This is a genomic window from Nocardiopsis sp. iso_25, assembly GCF_056173305.1.
Window position 1 is genome coordinate 477,369 of record NZ_CM149667.1, and the last position, 26,507, is coordinate 503,875.

Below are 26,507 nucleotides of genomic sequence, written 5' to 3' on the forward strand. Positions count from 1 at the left end.
CCCTTCCCTGTCGTCGTGGTCTCGGTTCGCCGGTGGCGCGGGCGGCGGGTCACTTGATCGACCCCCCGGAGATCCCGGCCGCCACGTATTTCTGCGCGACGACGAGGAGCACCGCCGCGGGGATCGAGGAGAGGACGGCCACGGCCATGACGGCGCCCCAGTCGCCGACGTGCGCGCCGATGTACTCGTAGATGCCGAGCGTCACGGGCTTGACCGCGTCGGTCGTGTTCAGCGTCAGCGCGAACAGGAAGTCCGACCACGCGAACAGGAAGGTGAACAGGCTGCCCGTGATCAGCGCGTTGCGGCTCATCGGCAGCACGATCGAGACCAGCACGCGCAGGCGTCCGCCGCCGTCGAGCATCCCGGCCTCCAGCACCTCCTCGGGGATGGACACCATGAACGCGCGCAGCAGGACGATCGTGAAGGGGATGCCCAGGGACGCGTCGGCCAGGATCAGCCCCAGGTAGGAGTTGACCAGGTCCAGTTCGACGTAGGCGTTGTACAGCGCGTTGGCCACGACGATGCCCGGGACCATCTGGGTGATCAGGGTGGCGAACACGACCGTCTCCGCGCCGCGCAGCCGGAACCGGGCCAGGGCGTAGGCCGCCGGGGTGGCCACCACCAGGCAGACCGCGACCGCGCCGAGCGCCACCAGGATCGAGGTGAGCAGGTTGCCCGCCTGCGACTCCCAGGCCCGCTGGAAGTTGCCGAGGTCGAGCGTGCGCGGGAACCACCGCAGCTCCACCATCGCGGCGCCCGGTTGCAGCGCCGTGTTGACCATCCAGTACAGCGGGAACAGCAGCACGGCCAGGACCAGGACGCCGAACACCACGCTCACGGCGTCGCCCCGCGCCCCGCGCGTCATGCGCGGGCGCCGGGGCCGAGCGGCGGCGGGCGCCCCGCCGCCGCGGGTCGGGCCCGCCGCTGCGGGGGCGGCGGTGCTCTCGGATGCGGCGCTCATCTGGTGACACCTCCACGGTTGGCGCGCAGGTAGATGACCGCGAACACCATGCTGACGAGGATCAGGACGTTGCCGACCACGGCCCCCTGGCCGAAGTCGAGCTGGAGGAAGGACAGCTGGTAGGTGAGGGTGCCCAGGGTCTCCGTGGAGTGCGCCGGACCGCCGTTGGTCAGCGCCAGGATCAGGTCCAGGATCTTCACGGTCGACATGAAGCCCAGCACCAGCACCACGGTCACCACGGGACGCAGCAGGGGCAGGGTCACCCCGAAGAAGGTGCGCAGCGGTCCCGCGCCGTCGAGCACAGCCGCCTCGCGCAGCTCCGCGGGGATCTCCTGGAGCCCGCCGTAGAGGATCACCATGTTGAAGGGGATGCCGATCCAGATGTTGACCAGCACCACCGACAGCAGCGCGAAGTCGGGGCTGCTCAGCCAGGGCACGGCCGACGACGTGATCTGGAGCGCCTGGAGCGACTCGTTCAGCACGCCGGTCTCCTGGTCCAGGACCCGGCGCCAGACGGTTCCGGCCACCACCATCGGGATCAGCCACGGCAGCAGGAGCAGGGACCGCATGATCCCCGACAGCGGGAAGCGGCGGCTGAAGAAGACCGCCAGCGCCATGCCGATGCAGAACTGGCCCGCCAGCGATCCCAGCGTGAACAGCAGGGTGTGCCACAGGGACGCGCCGAACAGCTCGTTGGCGAAGACCGCCCGCCAGTTGTCCAGCCCGTTGAACGGCGCCTCCCCCGTGAAGTACGTGGCGAAGGTGTAGTCCTGGAAGCTCATCACCACGTTGCGGACCAGCGGGTACCCGAAGAACAGCAGCATGTACAGCAGCGCCGGGGCGACGAACAGCCACTTCGTGAGGTTCTGGTTCGAGGGGTTCCGGCGCCCGCGCGCCGCGGCCGCCGCCCCCGCGGTCTCCGTCGTTGTCGCCACCGTCATGACCGGGCCTCCAGCTCCGCCTCGACCCGCGCCTGGGCGCGTTCCATGGCCTCCTGCGGACCCGCCTCGCCGGTGAGCGACGCCTGGAGCGCGGTGCCGATGGCCTGGGAGTAGGCGTTCCACTCGGTGCCGGCGTACTCGGTCCGGCTGCGCGCCGTGCGCACCTGGTCCACGAACGGGGCCAGCTCCGGGACCAGGTCGCGGTACTGCTCGGCCGCCTCGGTGTCGACGGGCACGTTGCTGCCCTTGGTCGACCAGTCCAGCTGCGCCTCGGCCGTGGTCAGGCAGGCCACGAGTTCGGCGGCCACGCGTTCGCGGTCGGGGTCCTCGGCGTTGACCGGCACGGTGAAGGTGGTTCCGCCGATCGGCGCGACCGAGGTGTCCCCGGCCTCGGGCACGGGGATCTCCGCCACGGCCCACTCCAGGTCGGGGTGCTCCTGCAGGACCGGCAGCTGCCAGGGGCCGTTCACCATCATGGCCGCGTTGCCCGCGATGAACTGGTCGTTGACGTCGGCCTGGGTCCAGTTGACCACCGAGGGGGAGACCGACCCCGCCTCGACAAGCGAGGTGACGTACTCCAGCGCCTCCACCGACTCCGGCGAGGCCAGCTCCCTCTCGTCGCCGCCGTTGGACCACAGCCACGGCAGGAACTGGTAGACGCCGTCCTCGGTGGCCAGGGCGCTGATCGCCAGGCCGTAGCGCTCGCCCCCGGTCAGCTCGGCGGCGGCCTCCTCCAGCTCCGCCCAGGTCCCGGGCGGGTCGATGCCCGCCTCCTCCAGGACGGCCGTGTTGTAGAAGAGCCCGAGGGAGTTCACCGACCGGGCGGCGCCGTAGTACACGCCCTCGTAGCTGCCGATGGACAGGGCGCCCTCGGACAGGCCGTCCGTGGGTATGCCGAGTTCCTCCAGCGGTACCAGGCCCCCGGCCGCCGCGAACTGCGGCAGGTCCGAGCCGTCGAGGTTGAGCACGTCGGGGAGCGAGTCGGAGGAGGCCATGCGCAGGGCCTTGGGCACGAGCTGGTCGGCGGGCACGCTGATGTGGCGCACGTCCACGCCCACCCGGTCCCCGCAGGCGTCCATGGCCTCCTGGTCCCAGGTGTGGTAGGGCTCGTCGGTGCTGGAGTCCATGATGGTGTACACGCTCGGGTCGCGTTCGGCCGCGCAGCCGACTCCGGTCAGGGCGAGCGCCGCGGCGCAGGCGGCCGCCGACGCCGTTCGTAGTTGGCGGTGGGGGTTTCGGTACGGGTGTCCGTGCATGTCGGGGGGCCTTCTCGGCGGGGGCGGTTGTCAACGCGCCGGTCGCGTCGGGGGCTGGCGCCACCGGGGCCGCGACCGGCCGTCGGGTCCGGCGAGCGGGTCGCCGGGGCCGGTGGGGGTCAGGACGGGGGAGCGGCGACCGTCCCCCCGGGGGTGATCTCGGGCGGGATGAGTTCGCGCCGTCCTCCCGGGAGCCGCGGACTGCCGCGCGCGGCCTCGGCGGCCAGCCGGGTCACGGCGGCCGACATCCGCTCGACGGGCAGTTCGATCCGGGTCACGTCCAGTCCCGCGAGGTCCTCGGGGAAGCTGCCGACGGCCACCAGGGAGACCTCCCCCGGCACGTCGGCGCCGCGCGCGGCGAGGTGGCGCAGGACGCCGGGCACGGCGGCGGGGTGCTGGAGGGCGAGCGCGGTGGGCGGGCGCTCCCCGTCGAGGAGCGCGTCCAGCCGCCGGTACAGCTCGGCGGGGTCCTTCGCCGAGGGCAGGACGCGCACGGGGACGCCGAGTTCGGCTGCGGCGCGTTCGGCCCCGCGCAGACCGCGCACGGAGTAGCTGCGGCCCGAGGCGATGTCCTCCTCCACCGTCGAGACGAAGCACAGGTCGCGGTGCCCGGCGCCGTGCAGCAGGCGCAGCGAGGCGACCGCGGCCTCCTCCCAGTCGAGGTCGGCCCAGGGCGCGGCGTCCTCGTCGGAGGGGCGGCCGAGGACCACCACGGGGAACCCCAGCGCGTCCATCGCGCCGATGCGGGGGTCCTCCATCTCCACGCCCATGATCACCGCCACGTCGGCGAGCCTGCTGCGCGCGGCGCGCTCCAGCCCGTGCGCCCCGGCGTCGTCGTCGCGCACGGTCAGGAGCAGCAGGTCGTAGCCCAGCTCCCCGGCGGCGCGGCTCAGCCCGTGCATGAACCGCCCGCCGACCGGCAGGTAGCCGGACGAGGCCAGCGGCAGGGCCAGCGCGATCACGCGGGTGCGGGCGCTGCGCAGGGAGCGCGCGCCCGCGTTGGGGTGGTAGCCCAGTTCGTCGACGGCCGTCCGCACCGCGGATCGGGTCCGCTCGGAGACGCTGCGGGAGCCGCTGAGCACGTAGGACACCGTGCTCGGGGCCACGCCCGCCGCCGCGGCGACGTCCTTGATGGTCACCATCGCGGCCTCCCTCCCCGCACACCGTTGTCGAAGCGATTCGACAGCCCGTCACGCGGATCCGTCGAATCGATTCGATGAACGGGCACCATGGTAGGAACCACACTCCTGTGTGACAACCCCCTCATGGGAGGTTCCCCCGCGGAGCCCGGGGGACGGGCCGCCCCCGCCCGGCCCGCCGCGCGCCGGACCGGCGGCGCCCCTGTTTGCGGTGCGCCCGCGCGGTCAGGGGCGGGGGAGGCGGACGAGGGGAGAACGCCATGGGACGCGGAGTCGCGCGCAAACTGATCGACGCGCACCTGGTCGAGGGGGAGATGGTGCCCGGAGGGGTCATCGGGCTCTCCGTCGACCAGACCCTCACCCAGGACGCCACCGGCACCCTGGTCATGCAGGAGCTGGAGGCCCTCGGCCTGGACCGCACCCGGGCCGGGGTCAGCGTGCAGTACGTGGACCACAACCTGCTCCAGACCGACGAGAAGAACGCGGAGGACCACGCGTTCCTGCTCTCGGCGGCGCGCCGGTACGGCCTGTGGTACTCCAAGCCCGGCAACGGCGTCTCCCACCCCACGCACATGCAGCGCTTCGGGGTTCCCGGCGCGACGATGGTCGGCTCGGACTCCCACACCTGCGCCGCCGGTTCGCTGGGCATGCTGGCGGTCGGCGTCGGCGGCCTGGAGGTGGCCATGGCCATCGCCGGGCGCCCGCTGCGCGTCCGGGCGCCGCACATCTGGGGCGTGCGCCTGACCGGCGAGCTGCCCCCGTGGACCTCGGCCAAGGACGTCATCCTGGAGATGCTGCGGCGGCACGGGGTCAAGGGCGGGCTCAACCGGATCATCGAGTACCACGGCCCCGGGGTCGCCGCGCTCACCGCCATGGACCGCCACGTCATCGCGAACATGGGCGCCGAGCTGGGCGCCACCACCACGGTCTTCCCCTCCGACGGCGCGGTGCGCGACTTCCTGCGCGCCGAGGGGCGCGAGGACGACTTCAGCGAGCTGCTGCCCGACGCCGACGCCGACTACGACGTGACCGACGAGATCGACCTGTCCGGGGTGGAGCCGCTCATCGCCCGGCCCTCCTCGCCCGGCGACGTCGTCCCGGTCCGCGAGGTGGCGGGCACCGACGTCAGCCAGGTCGTCATCGGCTCCTCCGCCAACCCGGGGCTGCGCGACTACGCGGTCGCCGCCGCCATGGTCAGGGGCCGCCAGACCGACAGCGCCGTCAGCTTCGACGTCAATCCGTCCTCACGCCAGATCCTCTCCGACCTGACCCGCGCGGGAGCGACCCTCGACCTCATCCAGGCCGGGGCCCGCATCCACCAGGCCGGATGCCTGGGCTGCATCGGCATGGGCCAGGCTCCGGCCGTCGGCCGCAACTCGCTGCGCACCTTCCCGCGCAACTTCCCCGGCCGCTCGGGCACCAAGGAGGACGCGGTGTGGCTGTGCTCCCCGGAGACGGCCGCCGCCTCCGCGCTCACCGGCGTCATCACCGACCCGCGCGACCTGGCGGGGGAACTGGACCTGGACCATCCCGACCTGCGGCCGCCGGAGCGCTCGGCGGTCAACACCGCGATGCTGGTCCCGCCGCTGCCGCCGGAGGAGGCCGCGCGGGTCGAACTCGTCAAGGGGCCCAACATCTCCGCGCTGCCGGACTTCCCGCCCCTGCCCGACCGGATCGAGGCGCCGGTGCTGCTCAAGGTCGGCGACGACGTCTCCACCGACGAGATCTCCCCGGCGGGCGCCGACGCGCTGCCCTTCCGCTCCAACGTGCCCCGGCTGGCCGAGTTCACCTTCACCCGGATCGACGAGGACTATCCGAGCCGGGCCGAGGAGACCGCCGGGGGGTCCGGGCACATCGTGGTCGGCGGGGAGAACTACGGGCAGGGCTCCTCCCGCGAGCACGCGGCGATCACCCCCCGCTACCTGGGTCTGCGGGCGGTGATCGCCAAGTCCTTCGCCCGCATCCACTGGCAGAACCTCGCCAACTTCGGGGTGCTGGCCCTGCGCTTCACCGAACCCGGCGACTACGACCGCGTCGACTCCGGCGACGTCCTCGTCCTGGACGGCCTGGAGGAGGCCCTGTCCTCCGGCCCGGAGCTGACCGTGCGCAACACGACGAGGGACGAGGAGTACCGGCTGGACCACCAGCTCTCCCCGGCGCAGGTCGAGGCGGTGCTGGCGGGCGGCCGGATCCCGCTGCTGGCCCGGGAGCTGGACTGACCCGTCCGCCGCCCGGGCCGGAGGCCGCGGCGCCCCGCGCCGGGGCGCCCCCTCAGGAGGCGGTGTCGGAGGAGCGCCGCTCCTCCTGCTCGGCGGCGCTGCGCGCGGTCGGCTCCGCGCCCTCCTCCGGTGCGGCGGGGGCGGTGCGGCGCTCGACCAGGTGGGCGCGCAGCGACCAGACCACGGCGCCGATCCACGCCGCCCACACGACCACGTAGACGGCCGTCTGGGCCGCCGGGGGAAGGGTCAGCAACTCGGTGCCGAGCAGCGTCCGGGTGTTGGTCAGCACGATCAGCCCGCCGACCAGCGAACCCAGGATCCGGGGCGGGATGTAGCGCACGATCCAGGCGGCGATCGGCGCCGCGACGATGCCGCTGATCAGCAGCGCGAGCACCCAGCCGACGTTGATCCCGGCCGCGCCCAGACCGACCAGGAAGCCGAGGCTGGCGGCGAGGGCGACGATGAACTCGCTGGTGTCGATGGTGCCGACGACCTTGCGCGGCTCCATGCGCCCGCTGGCCAGCAGGGCGGGGGTGCCGACCGGGCCCCATCCGCCGCCTCCGGTGGCGTCGACGAACCCGCCCACCAGGCCGAGCGGGGTCAGGAAGCGCCTGCGCAGGGGCTTGTCCAGGTTCCGGGTCGGCGTTCCCCACGCGGTGAAGCGGATGAGGATGTAGAGGCCGAGCGCGAGCAGGATGCCGGACATGATCGGCGCGGCGGCCTCGGTGGACAGCCAGCTCAGGAAGGTCGCTCCGGCGAACGAGCCGATCGCGCCGGGCAGGGCGATGCGCCGGACGACCTTCCAGTCGACGTTGCCCAGCTTCCAGTGCGAGACGCCCGAGGCCAGCGTGGTGCCGATCTCGGCGAGGTGGACCGTGGCCGAGGCCGCGGCCGGGTTGGTGCCGAAGAGCAGGAGCAGGGTGGTGGAGGTGACGCCGTAGGCCATGCCGAGACTGCCGTCGACGAGCTGGGCGAAGAACCCCGCGACGGCGAGGAGGACGAGAGTGCGCATGTGGGCCTTCCGGTGGGGAGGAATACGCGGAGCGGTGGAGGTCTGCGCGGTGTCCGGCCCGGACGCGGCGCCCGGTCCCGGTCCGCCGCGGGCGCCGGACCGGGCGCCGTTGTGGCGATGGAGGTAAATCTACCATGTTGGTAGGAATAGTGGCCAAGTAGGCGGCCGGGTGGTCGCGGGGTTTTTTCCACGGCCGCCCGGGCGGGGCTCCGGGCTCCGCGCGCATTCCTGCGGTGGTCACGGGGTGTTTCCGGTGGTGCGCGCCATGAAAACACATTATTCCTATCAACTTAGTTGACTTTAGAGTTCGGCCGGTCCTACCTTCGTGTCACTCGCCGCGAACGGCCCGCGACCGGACGCGTGAGGTGACCGCCGCGCCTTCCCGCCCCCGTGAGGAGCCCTGCCGTGACCACCACCACGGACCTGTCCCTTCGCCCCGTCGCCGGACGCATCGGCGCCGAGATCTCCGGCGTGCGCCTGGGCCCCGACCTGGACGGGGCCGCCGTCGCCTCGATCCGGGCTGCCCTGCTCGCCCACAAGGTGGTCTTCTTCCGCGACCAGCAGCACCTGACCGACGAGACCCAGGCGGGCTTCGCCGCCCTGCTCGGCCCGCTCACCACCCCGCACCCCACCACGGGCGCGGCCTTCGGCGGCGACCACCACGTCCTGCCGATCGACTCCGAGCGGGGCAAGGCCAACAGCTGGCACACCGACGTCACCTTCGTCGACCGCCCGCCGCAGGCCAGCGTCCTGCGCGCCGTCCACCTGCCCCCGCGCGGCGGCGACACCGTCTGGGCCAACACGGCCACCGCCTACCAGGACCTGCCCCAGCCGCTCAAGGACCTCGCCGACGGCCTGCGCGCGGTCCACACCAACGACTACGACTACGCGGCGGTCGCCCCCGAACGCGAGCCCACCGGCGACCTCAGGGAGTACCGGGAGGCCTTCGTCTCCACCCTGTTCAAGACCGAGCACCCCGTGGTGCGCGTCCACCCCGAGACGGGCGAACGGGTCCTGTTCCTCGGACACTTCGCCCAGCACTTCACCGGTCTGAGCAGCAAGGACTTCCAGCACCTGTTCGACCTGCTCCAGCAGCGCGTCACCCGGGCCGAGAACACCGTCCGCTGGAGCTGGCGCGAGGGGGACGTGGCCGTGTGGGACAACCGCGCCACCCAGCACTACGCCGTGGCCGACTACGGGGACGAGCCCCGGCGCCTGCACCGCATCACCGTCGGCGGCGACCTCCCCAAGGGCGTGGACGGCCGACCCAGCCGCTCCCTGACCGGCGACTCCAGCGGCTACACCCCCGCGGTCTGACCCGCGCGCCCGAACCTCCTTCTGCCCGCGGCGGGCCGGTGAGCCCGGCCCGCCGCCCTCCGGAGCGAACACATGCACACCCGACGCGACATCCTGCGCCACACCGCGGCGGCCGGGGCCGCCCTCCCCCTGCTCGTCAAGTCGGCGGTGTCACTGGGGTTCGGGCCGCTCGCGCTGTTCCGCAAGGTGGTGCTGCCCGCCGCGGTCCCGTCGATCTTCACCGGCGTGCGCATGGCCGGGGCCTCCTCGATCCTCGTGCTCATCGCCGCGGAGATGGTCGGCTCCCAGTCGGGCCTGGGCTACCCCGTCAACGCCGCGCAGCTCAACTTCCTCATCCACGACATGTACGCGGGCATCCTGGCCATCGCCGTGGTGGGGGTGGCCCTCAACGGCGTCCTCGTCGCGCTCGAACGGCGCTTCTCCCGCTGGCGCACGACCGGGCGGTGACCGCGGGCCACGGCGGGGCCGCCCGGGACCGCCGACCGACAGCCGCCGACGGACGACCGGCGACGGACGACCTACGACAGCGAAGGACCACGCAGATGACCGACGGACGACGGCTCCACCTCAACGCCTTCCTCATGGGGGTGGGGCACCACGAGGCGGCCTGGCGGCACCCGCGCACGCGGCAGCACGGGGTGCTGGACGTGGCGCACTTCCAGAACCTGGCGCGCGTCGCCGAACGCGGGCGGCTGGACTCGGTGTTCTTCGCCGACGGCCTGGCCGTGGGGCACCGGGTCGAGCGCAACACCCTCGCCGCCTTCGAGCCCATCACCCTGCTCAGCGCGATGGCCGCAGTGACCGAGCGGGTGGGGCTGATCGCCACCGCCTCCACCGGTTACTACCCGCCCTACCTCCTGGCCAGGGCCTTCGCCTCGCTGGACCACATCAGCGGCGGGCGCGCCGGATGGAACATCGTCACCTCCGGCCGCGAGGACGAGGCGGCCAACTTCGGACTGGACCAGGTGCCCGACCACGCCGACCGCTACGTGCGGGCGGCGGAGTTCACCGACGTCGTCGTCAACCTGTGGGACAGCTGGGAGGACGGCGCGCTGCGGCTCGACGCCGGAGAGGGGGTGTTCGCCGACCCCGACCGCGTCCACGCCATCGACCACGAGGGCGAGCGGTTCCGGGTGCGCGGGCCGCTGAACTCCCCGCGCCCGCCGCAGGGGCGCCCGGTGCTGGTGCAGGCGGGGTCCTCGGAGGACGGCAGGGAGTTCGCCGCCCGCTACGCCGAGGCGGTGTTCACCGCGCAGCAGACCCTCCGGGACGGGGTGGACTTCTACCGCGACATCAAGGGGCGGCTGGCGCGTTTCGGGCGCGCTCCGCACGAGCTGAAGGTCCTGCCCGGGATCGTGCCGTTCATCGCGCCGACGGAGGCCGCGGCCAAGGAGCTGGAAGCGGAGTTCACCGGGCTCATCTCCCCGGACTACGCCCTGCGCCAGCTCTCCCAGATGCTCGGGGTGGACCTGACCGGGCACCCGCTGGACGTCCCCCTGCCCCCGCTGCCGGGCGAGGACAGTATTCGCGGCAACAAGAGCCGGTTCACCCTGGTGGCGGACCTGGCGGCGCGCGAGTCGCTGACCGTGGGGGAGCTGATCGGACGCCTGGGCGGCGGGCGCGGACACCGGACCTTCGCGGGCACGCCCGAGCAGGTGGCGGACGAGATCCAGGGCTGGTTCGAGGCCGGGGCCGCCGACGGGTTCAACGTCATGCCGCCCCACCTCCCAGGCGGCCTGGAGGACTTCGTCGACCAGGTGGTGCCGATCCTCCGGGAGCGCGGCCTCTTCCGGGAGGAGTACGAGGGGGAGACCCTGCGCGACCACTACGGCCTGCCCCGTCCTCCCAGCCAGTACGCCGGAGCCGTACCGGGACCGGAGGTCTCCGGAGCGGCCTGAGGCGGCCGCGGGCGGGGCCGCTGCGGAGGCGCCGTGTCGAGGCGCCGTTCGGAGCCCAGGTCTCCGCGGTTATTTCCTACTTTTTTGGTTGGCAAAGTAGCTTGAAGGGAAGGACCCCTGACACGGGGCGGAGGAATCGCGGAGCCGCCGCCCCGGGGCCGACCTCCGGCCGCCGCTCCGACGACCGCCGGAGCGGCGACCGCGCGGTCGGCCCGCGGATCCGGGGCAGGGAAGGGCCGCTGCGCGCGGAGCGCCGAGGTCCCGCCCCGGATCCGCCTCCCCGGCCCCGGCCCCTCCTCCGCGCCGGACGCGCCGTCCCGCCCCGTGGGCGTCCGCCTCCCGGACCTGTCCGCCTCCACGGGGCCCGGCCGCTGTCGGGCCGCCGACCGTGCGGTGGTCCCGCCGCGCACGCCGCCTGAACGCCGCGTTCCCCAGCACCGAGGGAGAGTCCGATGAGCACCGCGCAGAGCGCTTCCCCGCCCCACCCCGCCTCCGAGGCCGCCCGGTTCCGCGAGACGCTGCGGCACCACCCGGCGGGAGTGGTCGTCGTCACGGCCGGTGTCGACGGCCGCCCCGTCGGGCTGACGGCCACCTCGTTCACCAGCGTGAGCCTCGACCCGCCGCTGGTGGCCTTCTGCGTCGCCGAGACCTCCTCGACGTGGACGGCGCTGCACCTGGCCGGGGCGTTCGCCGTGCACCTGCTGGCCCAGGACCAGACCGACCTGGCGGCGAGGTTCGCCCGCCGGGGCGCGGACCGCTTCGCCCCGCCGACGTCGTGGCGTCCGGGGCCCGAGCAGGTCCCCCTGCTCGACGGGGTGCCCGCCAGCCTGGTGTGCCGGAGGTTCGACACCCGGCTGATCGGCGACCACTGGCTGGTCGTCGGCGAGGTGACGCACACGCTGGTCCTGGACGACCTCCGCCCGCCGCTGCTGTACCACCGCGGTGCCTTCGGCGGTTTCGTCCCGCTGCACGGTCCCGACCCCGCCTGACCCGGTCGGCTCCGACGGCCGCCGAGGACCCGGCGGCGCGCGCACGAGGTCCGCCGGGCCGTGTGCCGCCGCCTGCCCGGCTGTGCCGTGGACGTTCGGCGGTGTCCGGGGCGGACACGGGAGGCCACCCCCGGCTTCGGGGCGGACCGGCCGTGAACGCAGGTCATCGGTGCGGCGGTCTCAACATTCGGACGCCCAAAACGGACACTCTAGATTTGCCGTATTCTGACCTGCATGGCATGAATCGTCGATTCTAGGGTGCCTATGGGAAGTTTGAGGCAGTGCAATAAGTTTCACCAGCCATATCCGTCCTTAAGCTGCCGGATTGAGCCAGGTCGAGCGGGCCGCGACCGCGCGGTCCCCGGGTCGCGGAGCGGGCGTCCTCCTCCGGGGAGACGCCAGCCCGCCTCGGCCGACGGGCGCCGTGTGCCGCGGCGCACCGGCCCCTCTCCCCACTGATCCGGCCCCCCGACGGTGAGCCCCAGGAGGTCCGCGAGCTGCCTCCTGAGCTTTTCCACCCGGCCGGAAGCACGAGCCCCTCCCCCTCGGAGCCGCCAGCGGGGCTTCCGGAACCGCGACCAGCACGGAGCGGTTCGCGAATGAAACAACGGTGAATTCGCGTCTGGCTCAGCTGCCGAGCACCTTCGGTCCGCGCGATCGGCTCCAGCCCTCCGCGCTCGCACGAGCACGGTGCGGCGGAGCGCCGAGCGCACAACAGGTAGTCGACACGCCAGCGGTCACAGGCCCCCACCTGAGGTCAGGCGATATGTCCGCCGGTCACCGGGTCCGCCCCGAGCGCCGAGAAACCCGAGATCGCAGCCCTCCATTTCCGAACTCATGTGGGAAAAAATGCCCGATATGTCGCGAAAGCGCGAAACCTGGCCTGACGTCGCCAAGGGTTTGTGCATCACCCTGGTCGTCATCTGGCACGTCATCACGAAGCACTACCAGCAGGTCGACTGGGAGACCTCCCTCCCGCTGACCGGCGCGTGGGGTCTCCTGGGCGAGCAACTGCTGCCGTTGCGGATGCCGCTCTTCTTCGCCATCTCCGGCGTGTTCGCGCTCAGCGCGGTGCACCGGCCCTGGCGGGTCCTGGGGCGCACCCGGATCGCGAACCTCGCCTACCTCTACCTCCTGTGGCTGCTGATCCACACCGCGGTCATGTGGTTCACGCCCGACATCGACACCGCGCGCGCACGCGACCTCTGGGAACTGCTCGCGCAAGCCACCATCTCACCGACCAACCTGTGGTACCTGTACGCCCTCGCGCTCTACTTCACGATCGCGCGGCTCACCCGGAACGTGCCGACCCCCTGGCTCCTCGGCGGGGCGCTCGTGATCTCGACGGTCGCGGCTGCGGGCCTCATCCCCGGTCCGGACTCCAGCAACCTCTACCAGGTCTTCCAGAACCTGTTCTTCTTCCTGGCCGGCCTGCGGTTGCGCCCCGTGGTCGAGAAGCTCGCCGCCAACGCGTCCTTCCCCCGGATGCTGGCCGCGGGTGCCGCCTACGCCGCGGGTCTCCTGTTCATGGCGGTGCTGAACGCCCAGGAATGGTTCGGGGCCTGGACTGTGGTCTCCGTGCTGGCCATCTGCTTCGGTGTCCTGGCCTCCGTCCTCATCAGCCGACACCTGAAGCGGGTCACCCAGGTCATGAGCTGGCTGGGGCGGCAGACGCTGCCGATCTACGTCATCCACATGCCGCTGCTGGCGGTGATCAGCGTTCTCCTGCAGGGTCCGCTGTCGGTGCTGGAACCGCGCGGGACACTGACCGCCGCGATTGAACCGATCGTGCTCACCGTCGTCATCATGGCCCTCTGCCTGGCCCTGCACCGCGCACTGACGGCGATCGGCGGTTCCTGGCTGTTCGAGCGGCCCCGGAGGAAGGAGAGGGAGAAGGCCGGAGCCCGGTGATACCGGCCTTCCCCGGGCCACGCTGGGGGCCTGTTCGGCCTGCCGCGTTCACGGGGACGAGCCGGGGCCGGGCGGGTACCACGCGCCCCGACCCGGCCCCGGCGACGAAGAGCCGCACCCCTGAGGGGGTGCGGCTTTCGGTTTTGCACTGCGGTCCGGGGGCTGCGGGCACTTGACATGACGTCATGCCTGACACCATTGTGACGTCATGGAACTGATGCCGTATGTCGACGAACTCCGCCGCCAGCTCCAGGTAGCGGCCGAAGCCGGGAACGAGGAAGCCCGGGTCATCGCCGAGCGCCTCGGCGCAGCCCTGGAGCCCGCTGCGCGGCTGACCCTGCTGGACGCGCTCTCCGCCGCCGCGGACGAGATCACGCGTGAGCTCGCGCCCGGTTCGGTCGAGGTCCGGCTGCGCGGGCGGCGGGCCGACTTCATCGTGACGTCACCCGATTTCGAGGACGTCGAAGCCGACGGCCCCATGACGTCGCAGGCGCACCAGGGTGACGTCACCCAGGCCGACCGGGTGCTCGCGGAGCAGCTCCGGGCCGACGCCGAGGACGGAGGCACGTCGCGGATCACCCTGCGCCTGCCCGACCGCCTCAAGCCGCACGTCGAGGAGGCGGCCCGCGGGGAGGGGCTGTCGGTCAACGCCTGGCTGGTGCGCGCGGTGACCGCGTCCCTCGACAGCGGCAGGCGCCGCCCCGACACCCGGGCGCGCCAGATCGGCCGCGGCTACACCGGCTGGGTCCGCTGACCGGAACCGGCCGCCCGACTCCACCACGTCTCCCACCAGTGGAGACGACCACCAACGCCACGTCAGGGAGACAGCCATGCCGACTTTCGACACCCCCGAACCCGTCACCGCCGACATCACCCTGGTCGCCGGAACCCTCCAGATCAGCGCCGGAGGCCGCACCGAGACCACCGTCGAGGTCCACCCGCGCGACGCCTCCAAGGAGAGCGACGTGCGGGCCGCCGAGCAGGTCGAGATCGAGTGCGCCGGAGGCCGCCTCCAGGTGAGGGACCCCCAGCCCTCGGGCCTGGGCCGCGTGATCGGGCGCAAGGGCATGGTCGACATCACCGTCGAACTGCCCGCGGGCTCGCGCCTCCACGTCAGCGGCGGCTTCGGCAGCGCCCGCTGCGAGGGGGTCCTGGGCGCGTCCGAGATCGCCTTCTCCAACGGCAACATCGCCGTGGACCGGGTCACCGGCAACGCCGAGCTCACCACGGGGCACGGCTGGGTCCGCGCCGGGGAGATCGACGGCTCCGCCGTGGTCAAGTCCACGGGCGGCGCCCTCACCCTCGGCACGGTGACCGGAGACCTGCGGGCCAACTCCGCGCACGGTGACATCACCGCCGACCGCACCCTGGCCTCCGTCGCCGCGCGCACCCACCACGGAAGCATCCGGCTCGGCCAGGTGGTCCGGGGCGGCGTCGACGTCGGGACCGCCTTCGGGGAAGTGGAGATCGGCGTCCGCGAGGGCACCGCCGCCTGGCTGGACGCGGTGTCCAAGAAGGGCGTCGTGCGCAGCTCCCTGGAGGCCGCCGACGGCCCCGGCCCCGCCGAGGAGACCGTCGAGATCCGCGCCCGCAGCGTCCACGGCGACGTCATCGTCCACCGGTCCTGAACATACGCGAGAGGGGACCGGATCGGCCCGGAGACCGACCGGACCCACCAGCGAGGACGACGACGCGACGCGGTCCCCCGACCGCGCCGGACACGTACTACCACCAGACGAGGAACGGCCATGAGCACCCCCCTCCACACCGTCACGGCGCTGCCGACGGCACGCCGACCCGGCTGCCCCTTCGACCCGCCCCGGGAGCTGACCGAGGCGCGCGAGCACGGCCCCATCAGCCGCTACCCCTTCCCCGACGGCCACCAGGGCTGGCTGGTCACCGGATACGACCTGGTCAGGTCGGTCCTGGCCGACCCGCGCTTCAGCTCCCGCAAGGAGCTCATGCGGCACCACCCGCTGATCGACTACGGCGACATCGAGGTCCCCCCGGCGCCGCCCGGCGAGTTCCTCCTCATGGACGAGCCACAGCACGGGCGCTACAGGAAACCGCTGGTGGGCAGGTTCACCGCGCGGCGGATGCGGCTGCTCACCGAGCGCGTCGAGGAGATCACCGCCGAGCACCTGGACGCCATGGAGGCGGCCGGGCCGACGGCGGACCTGGTGACCGCGTTCGCCAAGCCCGTCCCCACCATGGTGATCTGCGAGCTGCTGGGGGTGCCGTACGAGGACCGGAGCGCCTTCCAGGAGAACATCGACGGGTTCATGAACGGGGAGACGAGCGACGAGGACCTGACAGCGGCCTACACCGCGACCCAGCGCTACCTCGCGGAACTGGTGGCCGCCAAGCGCGCGAACCCCACCGACGACGTGCTCAGCGACCTCACCGACAGCGACCTGACCGACGAGGAGCTGAAGGGGATCAGCCTGGTCCTGCTGGCGGCCGGGTTCGACACCACCGCGAACACCCTGGCGCTGGGCGCCTTCGCCCTGCTGCGCGACCTGGGGCAGCTGGCCGCGCTGCGCGCCGACCCCTCGCTCGCCGACCGGGCCGTGGAGGAGCTGCTGCGGTACCTGAGCGTGGCCAAGACGTTCACGAGGACGGCGCTGGAGGACGTCGAGCTGGGCGGCCGGACAGTCGAGGCCGGTACGACGGTCGTCCTGTCGCTCAACACCGCCAACCGCGATCCCGAGCGCTTCACCGACCCCCACGTCCTCGACATCGGCTGGCGCGAGGGCGGGCACCTGGCCTTCGGCCACGGCATCCACCAGTGCCTGGGCCAGCAGCTGGCCCGCGTCGAGATGCGGGTCGCACTGCCCGCGCTGTTCGACCGCTTCCCCACGCTGCGCCTGGCCGTGCCCGCCGGGGAGGTCGAGGCCGGACTGCGTCCGGAGACCGCGGACCTGCACGGGCTGAAGAGCCTCCCGGTCACCTGGGACGTGTGACCGCGAGCCGGTGACGCGCGGGGTCGCGTCCCGGTCGGCTGCCCGGGCACGGACGAAGGCCACGAGAACAGGACCCTCGTCCGTTCCGGAAGGGGTGTTCCGACCGTTCCCCCGAAGGCCCGAACCCGCTGGTCCGTCGCTCCACGGGCGGTCAGCTGGAACGTGTCCCTCCCGCTGAGCTGCCGTCTCCGCCGTTCCGAGGCTGGCTGTGAGCGCGGCTGCGGTGTCCTGCTCCCCGTGTGCACAAGCCTGTCCGGCTTCACTGCGGACCGGGGCGGCGGACGTGGTGAACTGGCTACAGTGGTGTCGTACATCTCAAAGCTTCAACGGGAGACAGATGGCCACGGTCGACGACGAAGGTCCCATGGGGAAGGAAGACCTCGTTGACGGCCAACTGCCCATGAACGCCCGCCAGGAGCACTTCAGCCTGGCCTTCACCCGTCTGGTGGCGTACACGGCGGGCTGCACCATCAAGACGCACGAGACCGACTACGACGGTGTCGACATCACGTTGGCCTCGGCCGCAGAGTACAAGCGCTTCTACGCTCCCCAGTTCGAGCTCCAGCTCAAGTGCACGACCCAGGCCCGCTACCTCGCTGACGACCACATGGCCTGGCCGATGAAGGGGAAGCCCTTCCGGAAGCTCACCAGAGGGAAACGGTACGTTCCGGCCTACCTCGGAGTCCTTCTCGTTCCGGAGGACCCCGACCGCTGGCTCTCGGTCGACGAGCGCGGGCTGGTCACCGAGAGCAGGATGTACTGGCAGGCCGCGACCGAGCTCGTGTCGACGGGCGAGGTCGGCCGGACCCGGACCGTTCACCTGCCGCGCAGTAACCTGTTTACCCCGGAGCAGCTTCTGGGCATCATGAAGAAGCTCGGCGAGGAGGGAGGCTTCTGATGACCCCCACCACGCTTGACCCCCTCAGCGAAGCGGCTTCTCTGCTCACGCCCCAGTCGGTGTCTCGGTTCCTGGCGTCACACGGATGGGAACTGGAGGGCAGACAACCGGGTATTCGAGAGATCTGGCGGTTGGACCAGTCCCCTGAATACGGTTCCGCGCGTGTCATGCTGCCTCTCGCCACGGATTTCGTGGACTTCCAAGCCAGATTCAAGGACACCATCGAATCTCTCTGTCATGTGTATATGACAGATGCCGTTGAACTTCGGGAACGCGTCACCGCGACACATTCCGATATCTTCCTCGTGCGCCTCAACCAGCCGATGTCGGATGGGTCGATACCCTTCCGTCAGGCTGGGAGTACAGTCGACTCCCTGTTCAGGATGCTGAAGGCGGCGGCCACGACAGCCGCCGATCCCCTCCATTCCCACAGAGGCCGAAGGCCTGCGATCGTGGCCGACTTCCTGGATGAGAGCATCCGGCTGGGGCAGACGAAGCAGGGAAGTTTCGTCTTCACCGTCTCGGCGTTCCTCGGAGACCAACCGCCAGAGGACCGAGAAAGCGGCGGGTCCGCTGATCCTCCGGCGTTCGCGCGTCTCGTCATGGCCACACTCGCCCGTGGGCTGGAGTCCGCCCGTCGCCTGGCCCTGCACTGGGACGAGCGCGTACTCGACTCACCATCGGATCTCGGGCTGAGCGCAGCCCTGGTGGAGTCCATGGAGGAGATGACACGCCCGGACAAACTCCGCTCCGTGGACCTCTCCTTTCAATGGGCGGCAGCGAAAGCGCCTCCTGACGTGGCCGAGTCCACCATAGTCCTCGACCGTGATGTCATCGTGGAACTGCCGCGCCTTCGTGAGCGCCTTGTGCGAAGGGAGGAACCGTCGCGCAGGATAACGCTTATCGGAATCGTGAAGGGTCTGGCGCGCGAGGAAACTCCACCGGGCGAGGAGGAGGCGGCAGATATCACACTCCTGACAGAGGTGAGCGGAAAGACGAGAAACGTCCACGTGTCACTCGAAGGTGAGGACCATCGATGGGCGATCATCGCCTATCAGAGGAACCTCCCACTTGTTGTGACAGGCGACCTCTCCTTCGAACGCCGCACTTGGCGGCTCTCCGGAGACATCGATGTGGACGCCAGTTTCCTCAGGCACTTCTCACGGACACATCCATCCTCTGGTGGGGACGAGCGGAACACCTAGGTGTCTTCACTGCCGTGGTCGGTGGTCGCCGTCCCCGGCCGCCGCTGGCGAAGAGGGCCTGCGGGCCGATGGCAACCTTCCGTGCGGATGCCTCCGAGCCCCGGCCGGGTCGCCCCGTTCCGACGGTTCCCGGTGGTGAAGTCCTCGTCGCCCGGGACGGCGGGCACGCGGAACCTCGGTTCTCGGCCCGACCTGCCGGGGCGGGTGAGCGCCAGCAGGGCTGAAGAGCCTCCCGGTCACCTGGGACGCGTCTACGGTGACGGCGTGAGGTGACCGCTCAGGCGGGGGAGCGTGACCGTCACGGTCAGCCCCCCGCCCGCGCGCGGACGCAGGTCCAGTGCGCCGCCGTGGACCTCGACCACCCGCGCGACCAGGGCCAGCCCCAGCCCGTGACCCGAGTCGGGCCCGAACCTGCCCTGTCCGCGCAGGAAGGGTTCGTGCAGGCGGGCCACCGTCTCGGGCGTGTGGTGCGGACCGGGGTTGTCGACTCGCAGGACGGCCCCGGCGCCGGGGGAGAGGCCGGTGCTGACCGAAGCCGTCCCGCCCCGCCCCACGTTGTGGCGCAGCGCGTTCTGCACCAGGTTCTGCGTGAGCTGGGTGAGCAGCGCGGGGTCGCCGAGCGCCGGCGCCGGAGCCGACGCGAGGTACAGCCGCACCCCGCGGCGCTCGGCCTCCGCCGAGTTCTCGGCCACGACTCCCCGGACGATGTCGGCCAGGTCGACCGGCGCGGAGACGGCGGTCACGGCGTTCGCGTCGGCCAGCCGCAGGAGGGCCTCGGTGAGCTCGACCGCCCGGGCGTTGGTGACGCTGAGCCGTTCGACCAGGCGCGGGACGTCCTGCCCCTCCGGGTCGCGTCGGGCCACGTCCAGGAGGGTGGCCGTCACGGCCAGCGGCGTCCGCAGCTCGTGGGAGGCGTTGGCGGCGAAGCGCTCCTGGGTCTCGAAGGCGTTCTCCAGGCGGTCGAGCATGTGGTCGAAGGCGTCGGCGAGCTGCCGGAACTCGTCGTCGCGCTCGTACAGCCTGATGCGGTGCTCCAGCCGCCCCGAGGCGGCGATGCGCACGGCCTCGTTGATCCGGTGCAGGGGGCGCAGCACCCATCCGGCGAGGAACCACCCCCCGACGAGCCCGATCACGGCCAACACCACCAGGACGACCCCGGAGACCACGATGACGGCGTCGAGGATCTGCCCGCGGGTCGGGACGACCAGGCCGCCGGAGTCGCGCGGGTTGGCCGCGGTGAGCGGATAGTCGGGGACGTAGCGCAGGACCACGTAGACCCCGGCCATCACCGCCAGGCCCGCCGCCACGAGGAACCCGGCGTAGCTCAGGGTCAGGCGGAGGCGTGCGCTGCCCCTCCTCCCGGGCGGGCCGGGGACGTGCGCGTTCACCGCACGTCCCGGGGATCGGCGAGACGGTAACCGGCCCCGGGTACGGTGACGATGGGGTCCGGCCTGCCCAGGGACCTGCGCAGCTGCGACATCGTCACCCGGGGCGCGCTGGTGAACGGATCGGCGTTCTCGTCCCAGACCTTCTCCAGCAGCGTCTCGGAACTGATCACGCCCCCTTCCGCCCTGATGAGCAGCTCCAGGACGGCGAACTGTTTGCGGGGCAGCCTCAGTCGGCGCCCGTCCCGGTCGGCCTCCCTGCGGTACGGGTCCAGACGCAGGCCGCCCCATTCCAGTACCGGCGGAACGGACGAGGAGGGCCTCCTGGCGAGTGCGCGCAGGCGCACGACCAGTTCCTCCAGTGCGAAGGGCTTGGTGAGGTAGTCGTCGGCGCCCAGCGCGAACCCGCCCACCTTGTCCCGCAGCCGGGTCGCGGCGGTGAGCATCAGGACCCTGGTCCCGGGATGGTCGCGCACCACCGCCGCGCACACGTCGTCACCGTGGACCCCCGGGATGTCCCGGTCCAGGACGATCGCGTCGTAGTCGTTGACCGAGGCGCGCTCCAGCGCCTGGTCGCCGTCGAGGGCGATGTCGGCGGCGATGGCCTCCTGGCGCAGCCCCGCCTGGAGCGCCTCGGCCATGAAGACCTCGTCCTCGACGATCAGCACACGCATGGCGTCCCCTCCCGCTCCGATCGTTGCCGCGTCCCGGCACGCCCCGCCGACGACACCGGTGTCCCCGCGACCCGGCTCCGTGGCCGTTCAGCATAGGCGGGAGCCTGTTGCGAAAACCTTGGGCGCCGCACACGCGCCCGTGTCACCACTCCCGGCCGCCCGGCCGTCCCGCGTCCGGGCCTCGGGCCCGGGTCCGCCGGGGCGCGGTCGCGGACGCGGGGACCACACATCCGCGCAACAACCGCCCTCCTACGGTCGGGCGCATGCGAAGTCGTACTCTCCTGGCCGCTCTCGTCCTGGCGGTGACCGCGACCGTGGTCACCACGGCCCCGGCGCACGCCGTCGTGGGCGGCAGACCGTCAACACAGTCGTATGAGTTCATGGGCTCGTTCCAACCGGACTACCCCGCGCCGCCGCGCCCGGACGGCCACGGGTGCGGGGTCGTCGTCCTGGCGCCCCAGTGGGTGCTCACCGCCAGCCACTGCGCGGGGAAGAACCCGACCGACGCGCAGACGGGCGTTCCTCGGGGCTGGAGCGTCCGCGTCGGGTCGCCGGACTCCGACTCCGGGGGCGAGGTGGCCGAGGTCGACCACTACTACCGGCTGGCCACGAACAGGGACGAAGGGGGTTTCTGGGGCAGGGACCTCGCGCTGATGCACCTGGAGCACCCCGTCGAGGCCAGCCCGGTGCCCATCGCCTCGGCCTCGCCACCGGCCGGGACACCGGTGCGGATCATGGGCTGGGGCATGACGTGCGACGACACCGGCAACCCCGACTGCTTCCCGACGCGGTTGCGGGAGGCCGACACCGTGGTGCAGCCGCCCTCGGCGTGCCTCGGCCAGGCGGTCGAGGGCGAGTTGTGCATCGGCAGCAGGGACGGGAGCGTGGCCGCGGCCAACATGGACTCGGGCGGCCCCGCGCTGGTCCGCGAGAACGGCGTGTGGGCGCTGGCCGGGGTGGTCAGCGGTCCCAGCGGGGACGGGGCGCCCACGCTGTTCACCGACGCCACCCGGCACACCGGGTGGATCGACGGCGTCGTCTCCGGCACCGACGTGCCCCCGGACGACGAGATCCCGGACGTGGGGGGCATGGTGGGCCTCCAGGGCTGCGTGGGCTCGGTGGTGCGCACCCCGACCTCGGAGCCGGACGCGCCGGCGCTGATGCTGACCAACGGCCACTGCGTACAGGAGGACCGGCCGGCGCCGGGGGAGGCCCTCGTGGACCGGCCCGCCGACCTGGAGGTGCCCGTGGCCGATTCCCGGGGCTACCCGCTGGTCACCGCCCGGGCCGAGCGCCTGGTGTACGCGACGATGACCGGGACCGACGTCGCGCTCTACCGCCTGGACCGGACCTACGAGCAGTTGGACTCCCGGGGGGCGAAGGTCTTCGAACTCGGGACCACCCCCGTGCGCCCCGGCGACGAGGTGGCCATGGTCTCCACCAGCACCCGGTCGGACTGCTCCGTCGAGGCCGTGCCCGCGCACCTGCGCGAGGGCGGCTACCAACAGGACGACCCGATCCGCTACACCTCCGGAGAGGGGTGCCTCCCCTACCCCGGCATGTCCGGTTCGGTGCTGTTGGCCGCCGACGGCTCCACCGTCGTGGGCGTCCACAACACCCACAACAGGGACGGAGGGGAGTGCACGGACGACAACCCCTGCGAGGTGGACGCGGACGGGAACGTGACCTTCGAGCAGGGACGCGGTTACGGCCAGCAGGTCCACACGGTCCCGGCCTGCCTGACCGACCGTTCGGAACTGGACCTGTCACGCCGGGACTGCTCCCTCACCGGCGCCGCGCCGGCCTGACCACCCCGGCCGACCGCCCCGAGGCCCCCGGGGCCGCGACGCGCAACCTGCGCGCGGCCCCGGCGCGGCCCACCGGTCCGGCCGACCCCGCCCGCACGGCGGGATCGGACCGCTCCCGCCGGCGGAGTCCGGAGACGGCTCCCACCACGGGCGGCAGGCCGGGTCAGAGAAGGCGGAGCGCCGGTTCCGAGCCTCCGGGGACCCGACACGAGACACTAGGGATTCGCGTCGTCCGGTCGAGGACGGTCGTGGCAGTCCTCGTCCTCCGGGGCCCGGCCGTCGAGAAGGTAGGACTCCACCGCATCGGCGACACACGGGTACAGGGGATCCTCTCCGTCGCCCACGAACGCGGGGTTGTAGAAGATGTGGTTGCCGTCATCGACCACGGTCACCAGAGGGCTGTCGAGCCGCTCGGCCATGGCCACTCCACCTTCGTAGTGGGTGTGCGTGTCGAACTCACCGGCGATGACGAGCGCCGGGGTCTCCCATTCGCGCGTCAGGTCGACCAGGGGCTCGGTCGGCTGCTGTTCGGAGTAGAGGCACACCCCGGGCCCGGCCGTCCCCGCGCCGGTGCCGAAGGGGTTGGCGTCCCTGAACTCGCGCATGTCCGACCGGTACTGGTCCGGGTCCGTGGGCCACTCCGCCTCGCAGACGAGCGCCTCGGCCAGGTGGGGCGGCCCCGTCATCCGCTCCATCTGTTCCTCGGCCTCCTCCGGGTCCTCCGGCAACTGCGGGGCCTCGGGGGTGTCGGGGGCCTCGGGGGTCTCGGGGGCCTCCGGAATCGGGGATCCGTCGACCAGGGCCCTGAGCAGCCGGGCCGACTCGTCCCAGCTCCCCTGGTCGTCGGCTGACGCGCTCACCAGGTTCCGGAAGTAGTGCCCCTCGTAGGTCATCCCGTCCTCGCCGTCCCGCGGTTCGTCGTCCAGCCGCTCCGCGGTCCGCTCGAACGCGCTGACGACCTGCTCCCGCGTACTCCCGAGCCCGAACACCTCGTCACGCTCGGCCAACCAGTCCGCGAAGCGCTCGACGTTGGCGGTGTCCGCCGATGCCTGGCTCAGGAAGTTCTCGCGCCAGACCCCGTCGGGGTCGACGGCCGAGTCGAGCACGGCGCGGTCCAGCCGTTCGGGGAAGAGGGTCCCGTAGACCGCGCCCAGGTAGGTCCCGTAGGAGGCGCCGAGGTAGTCGATCTCCTCCTCGCCCAGCACCGCGCGGACGACGTCCATGTCGCGGGCGGTGTTGGCCGTGGTGAAGTGGGCCCGCATGGCGCCGTCGGCCTCGTCGCACGCCTCGGCGTACTCCCGCTGCCGGTCGAAGATCTGCTCGATCTCCTCGTCGGTGGGCTGCCGGGGCAGGGCGGGCGGATCCTGCCCGCAGTCGAGCCAGGTGGACGCGCCCAGGCCGCGCGGGTCCATGCCGATGACGTCGTAGGGCCGGCCCGCCGGGGTGGAGCCGATGTCGCCCGCGAACTCGCGTGCGGGGACTCCGGGCCCTCCGGGGTTGACGAAGAGGACGCCCCGGTGCTCCTCCTCGCCGACCTCGGCCGGACGGCGGCTCACCCCCACGTGGATCCGCTCGCCCCCGGGCTCGCCGTAGTCGAGCGGGACCTCCACCTCCGCGCAGTCCAGGCCCTCCAGGAAGAAGTCCTCGCACTCGCGCCACTCCACCCCCTGGTCGTGGAACGCGGCCAGCGCCCGGTCGTCGGCGGATCTCTGTTCGTCCGCGGAGGCGGAGCCGACCGGTAGGGCACCGGTCAGGGAGAGTGCGAGGCCGGTCGTCACGACGACCGCGCCCGCGCTGGTCCATACGGTTGCTGTACCCACTGCTCTTCCTTGCCTGATCGTGCCCGCTGACTCCGTGCCGGTCTTCTGGGGCTGGGTGCGTGCAAAGCAACGTAGTGAGCGGGACCCCGCCGGCGGGTCCGCCGAATGGCTGAGATTTCGGGTGCGGCGACCGTCGGTGCCATGAGCGCGGTGGAACGCGGCGGCATCGACGGAGTCGGTGCGGAGCCTCCGCTCCCGGTCTGCTCCCAAGAGCGCCGCGCGGTGGTCACACCCCGGCGCCGTCGTCCTCCGCGAGCGACACGTCGCCTGTGCGCCTTTCCGGTTGCGCCCTCCGTCGCAACCGGGGCATGAAAAAAGGCCCCGCTGAGCAGGGCCTTCGTTTGTGTCCGAGGGGGGACTTGAACCCCCACAGCCTTAACGGCCACTAGCACCTCAAGCTAGCGCGTCTACCTATTCCGCCACCCGGACCGGGTGTGCTCGGCGCTCCCGCGCCGGACACGTCAACCATAGCAAAGGTCGAACACCGCGCGAACCATGTTTTCCGCCGGTGGAAGACGTGGCAGGGTCGGTGGAACAGTAGGGCGACAAGGTGCGGCTGGACGGGAGTGTCAGATGGCGGAGCCAGGCAGGGAACTGAGCGCGGCCGAGGTCGAGGTGGTCGACCTGTGCCGGGAGCTCATCGAGTTCGACACCTCCAACTACGGCGACCACTCGGGTCCCGGGGAGCGCAAGGCGGCCGAGTACGTGGCGGCCAAGCTCGACGAGGTCGGGGTCGAGTCGAGGATCTACGAGAAGCACCCGGGGCGCAGCAACGTCGTGGCCCGGATCACGGGTGAGGACTCCAGTCGTCCCCCGCTGCTCATCCACGGCCACCTCGACGTCGTTCCGGCGGCCCCGGAGGACTGGACCCACCACCCCTTCGCGGGCGAGGTCGCCGACGACTGCGTGTGGGGCCGCGGCGCGGTCGACATGAAGGACATGAACGCGATGGTCCTGGCGATGCTGCGCCAGCGCCTGCGCGAGGGCCGCCGTCCCCCGCGCGACATCGTGCTGGCCTTCCTCGCCGACGAGGAGGCCGGGGGCACCTGGGGCGCCCAGTACCTGGTCGACGAGCACCCCGACCTGTTCGCCGACTGCGACTCGGCGATCAGCGAGGTCGGCGGCTTCTCGTTCACGGTCAAGGAGAACCGGCGCCTCTACCTCATCGAGACAGCCGAGAAGGGCATCGCCTGGATGAAGCTGACCGCGCGCGGCACCGCCGGGCACGGTTCGATGGTCAACACCGACAACGCCGTCACCGAACTGGCGGCGGCCGTCGCCCGGCTGGGCGAGCACCGGTTCCCCGTCCAGCTCACGCCGACCGTGCGGACCTTCCTGGAGGAGATCTGCGAGGAGTTCGGCATCCCCTTCGACGAGCGGGACGTGGACGCCACGGTCGCCCGCCTGGGCCCCATCGCGCGCATGATCGGCGCCACCCTGCGCAACACCCTCAACCCCACGGTCCTGGGCGGCGGCTACAAGGCCAACGTCATCCCGGGCGAGGCCACCGCCCAGGTGGACGGTCGCTTCCTGCCGGGCACCGAGGACGCGTACTTCGCCGAGATCGACCGGCTGCTGGGACCCAAGGTCAGCCGCGAGTTCATCCACCACCTGCCCGCGGTGGAGACCTCCTTCGACGGCGGCCTGGTCAGCGCCATGTCCGAGTCGCTGCTGGCCGAGGACCCCGGAGCCAAGGCCGTCCCCTACTGCCTCTCCGGCGGGACGGACGCCAAGAGCTTCTCGCGCCTGGGGGTGCGCAACTACGGTTTCGCCCCCCTCCAGCTGCCCCCTGAGCTGGACTTCGCGGGCATGTTCCACGGGGTGGACGAGCGCGTCCCGGTCGAGGGCCTCCGGTTCGGGGTCCGGGTCCTGGACCGTTTCGTCGGGTTGAGCTGACCCCGGGCGCTTTGCGCCGTCCCCTCAGCCGAACCGCGCCGAGAACTTTTTCGGCGCGGTTCGCCATTCGGCTTCCCGTCACCGAACGTGATGTTAGTGTTGCTGTGAGTTCGACGGTGCTCGGCTCCCCGCCCGCCTTCGCGGGCGCGGAACAGCACCGGCGTGTGACCGTGGCGGGACCACCGCACGGGACCGTCCAGTGGCAGCGAAACGGG

Annotated in this window: 21 protein-coding genes and 1 tRNA gene; 13 read left to right on the top strand and 9 right to left on the bottom strand. The window is 71.9% G+C overall.

Annotated elements, in window-relative coordinates:
- Positions 1-49 precede the first annotated feature (49 nt).
- From AC0VX6_RS02185 to AC0VX6_RS02200, 4 genes are all read right to left on the bottom strand, one after another.
- Complete coding sequence (locus AC0VX6_RS02185) at positions 50-961, bottom strand: carbohydrate ABC transporter permease (protein WP_475467295.1); 912 nt, start codon at positions 959-961, stop codon at positions 50-52.
- Positions 958-1,902 carry a carbohydrate ABC transporter permease gene (locus tag AC0VX6_RS02190; protein ID WP_274975992.1) on the bottom strand — a complete coding sequence of 315 codons (945 nt, stop codon included), beginning with the start codon at positions 1,900-1,902 and terminating at the stop codon, positions 958-960. Before AC0VX6_RS02190 ends, AC0VX6_RS02185 begins: the two co-directional genes overlap by 4 nt.
- Positions 1,899-3,158 carry a sugar ABC transporter substrate-binding protein gene (locus tag AC0VX6_RS02195; protein ID WP_274975993.1) on the bottom strand — a complete coding sequence of 420 codons (1,260 nt, stop codon included), beginning with the start codon at positions 3,156-3,158 and terminating at the stop codon, positions 1,899-1,901. Before AC0VX6_RS02195 ends, AC0VX6_RS02190 begins: the two co-directional genes overlap by 4 nt.
- Positions 3,159-3,277: 119 nt before the next feature.
- The gene (locus tag AC0VX6_RS02200; protein ID WP_475467296.1) at positions 3,278-4,300 is read right to left on the bottom strand and encodes a LacI family DNA-binding transcriptional regulator; all 1,023 of its coding nucleotides are present in this window, start codon (positions 4,298-4,300) and stop codon (positions 3,278-3,280) included.
- A 257-nt stretch (positions 4,301-4,557) separates the two neighbouring features.
- On the opposite strand from AC0VX6_RS02200, the gene AC0VX6_RS02205 reads away from it, so the two are divergent.
- Complete coding sequence (locus tag AC0VX6_RS02205) at positions 4,558-6,516, top strand: aconitate hydratase (RefSeq protein WP_274975995.1); 1,959 nt, start codon at positions 4,558-4,560, stop codon at positions 6,514-6,516.
- A gap of 52 nt (positions 6,517-6,568) precedes the next feature.
- On the opposite strand, the gene AC0VX6_RS02210 is transcribed toward AC0VX6_RS02205, so the two are convergent.
- Positions 6,569-7,528 carry a sulfite exporter TauE/SafE family protein gene (locus tag AC0VX6_RS02210; RefSeq protein WP_274975996.1) on the bottom strand — a complete coding sequence of 320 codons (960 nt, stop codon included), beginning with the start codon at positions 7,526-7,528 and terminating at the stop codon, positions 6,569-6,571.
- Positions 7,529-7,933: 405 nt separating this feature from the next.
- Between AC0VX6_RS02210 and AC0VX6_RS02215 the strand changes: the two genes are divergently transcribed.
- From AC0VX6_RS02215 to AC0VX6_RS02260, 10 genes are all read left to right on the top strand, one after another.
- Positions 7,934-8,845 (top strand): TauD/TfdA dioxygenase family protein, encoded by a 912-nt coding sequence (locus AC0VX6_RS02215; RefSeq protein WP_274975997.1) that lies wholly within the window; start codon positions 7,934-7,936, stop codon positions 8,843-8,845.
- A 72-nt stretch (positions 8,846-8,917) separates the two neighbouring features.
- Positions 8,918-9,292 carry an ABC transporter permease gene (locus AC0VX6_RS02220; protein ID WP_475467297.1) on the top strand — a complete coding sequence of 125 codons (375 nt, stop codon included), beginning with the start codon at positions 8,918-8,920 and terminating at the stop codon, positions 9,290-9,292.
- A gap of 95 nt (positions 9,293-9,387) precedes the next feature.
- Positions 9,388-10,743, top strand: a complete 1,356-nt coding sequence (locus AC0VX6_RS02225; protein WP_475467298.1) for an LLM class flavin-dependent oxidoreductase — start codon at positions 9,388-9,390, stop codon at positions 10,741-10,743.
- 452 nt (positions 10,744-11,195) lie between these two features.
- Positions 11,196-11,732: a flavin reductase family protein gene (locus tag AC0VX6_RS02230; protein ID WP_475467299.1), complete on the top strand. Its 537-nt coding sequence runs from the start codon at positions 11,196-11,198 to the stop codon at positions 11,730-11,732.
- Between the two features lie 858 nt (positions 11,733-12,590).
- Positions 12,591-13,643: an acyltransferase family protein gene (locus AC0VX6_RS02235; RefSeq protein WP_274976001.1), complete on the top strand. Its 1,053-nt coding sequence runs from the start codon at positions 12,591-12,593 to the stop codon at positions 13,641-13,643.
- Between the two features lie 208 nt (positions 13,644-13,851).
- Positions 13,852-14,397, top strand: coding sequence for a histidine kinase (locus AC0VX6_RS02240; protein WP_475467300.1), 546 nt, complete (start codon positions 13,852-13,854; stop codon positions 14,395-14,397).
- 76 nt (positions 14,398-14,473) lie between these two features.
- On the top strand, positions 14,474-15,271 hold the full coding sequence (locus AC0VX6_RS02245; protein ID WP_274976002.1) for a DUF4097 family beta strand repeat-containing protein: 798 nt from the start codon (positions 14,474-14,476) through the stop codon (positions 15,269-15,271).
- A gap of 120 nt (positions 15,272-15,391) precedes the next feature.
- Positions 15,392-16,606 (top strand): cytochrome P450, encoded by a 1,215-nt coding sequence (locus tag AC0VX6_RS02250; RefSeq protein ID WP_475467301.1) that lies wholly within the window; start codon positions 15,392-15,394, stop codon positions 16,604-16,606.
- Between the two features lie 364 nt (positions 16,607-16,970).
- Positions 16,971-17,504, top strand: a complete 534-nt coding sequence (locus tag AC0VX6_RS02255; protein ID WP_475467302.1) for a DUF4365 domain-containing protein — start codon at positions 16,971-16,973, stop codon at positions 17,502-17,504.
- On the top strand, positions 17,504-18,709 hold the full coding sequence (locus AC0VX6_RS02260; RefSeq protein WP_475467303.1) for a hypothetical protein: 1,206 nt from the start codon (positions 17,504-17,506) through the stop codon (positions 18,707-18,709). The genes AC0VX6_RS02255 and AC0VX6_RS02260 overlap by 1 nt, the downstream gene beginning before the upstream one ends.
- Before the next feature lie 251 nt (positions 18,710-18,960).
- Here the strand turns inward: AC0VX6_RS02260 and AC0VX6_RS02265 are convergent, their stop codons facing one another.
- Entirely contained in the window at positions 18,961-20,097 is a 1,137-nt protein-coding gene (locus AC0VX6_RS02265) for a sensor histidine kinase (protein ID WP_475467304.1), read from the bottom strand.
- Positions 20,094-20,768 (bottom strand): response regulator transcription factor, encoded by a 675-nt coding sequence (locus AC0VX6_RS02270; protein WP_274976007.1) that lies wholly within the window; start codon positions 20,766-20,768, stop codon positions 20,094-20,096. Before AC0VX6_RS02270 ends, AC0VX6_RS02265 begins: the two co-directional genes overlap by 4 nt.
- A 263-nt stretch (positions 20,769-21,031) precedes the next feature.
- Between AC0VX6_RS02270 and AC0VX6_RS02275 the strand changes: the two genes are divergently transcribed.
- Positions 21,032-22,576, top strand: coding sequence for a trypsin-like serine protease (locus tag AC0VX6_RS02275; RefSeq protein ID WP_274976008.1), 1,545 nt, complete (start codon positions 21,032-21,034; stop codon positions 22,574-22,576).
- A gap of 215 nt (positions 22,577-22,791) precedes the next feature.
- Here the strand turns inward: AC0VX6_RS02275 and AC0VX6_RS02280 are convergent, their stop codons facing one another.
- Positions 22,792-24,396, bottom strand: a complete 1,605-nt coding sequence (locus AC0VX6_RS02280; protein WP_475467305.1) for an alpha/beta fold hydrolase — start codon at positions 24,394-24,396, stop codon at positions 22,792-22,794.
- A 344-nt stretch (positions 24,397-24,740) separates the two neighbouring features.
- Positions 24,741-24,825, bottom strand: a tRNA-Leu gene (locus tag AC0VX6_RS02285).
- 144 nt (positions 24,826-24,969) lie between these two features.
- Between AC0VX6_RS02285 and AC0VX6_RS02290 the strand changes: the two genes are divergently transcribed.
- On the top strand, positions 24,970-26,292 hold the full coding sequence (locus AC0VX6_RS02290; RefSeq protein WP_274976010.1) for a M20/M25/M40 family metallo-hydrolase: 1,323 nt from the start codon (positions 24,970-24,972) through the stop codon (positions 26,290-26,292).
- Positions 26,293-26,507: the final 215 nt, after the last annotated feature.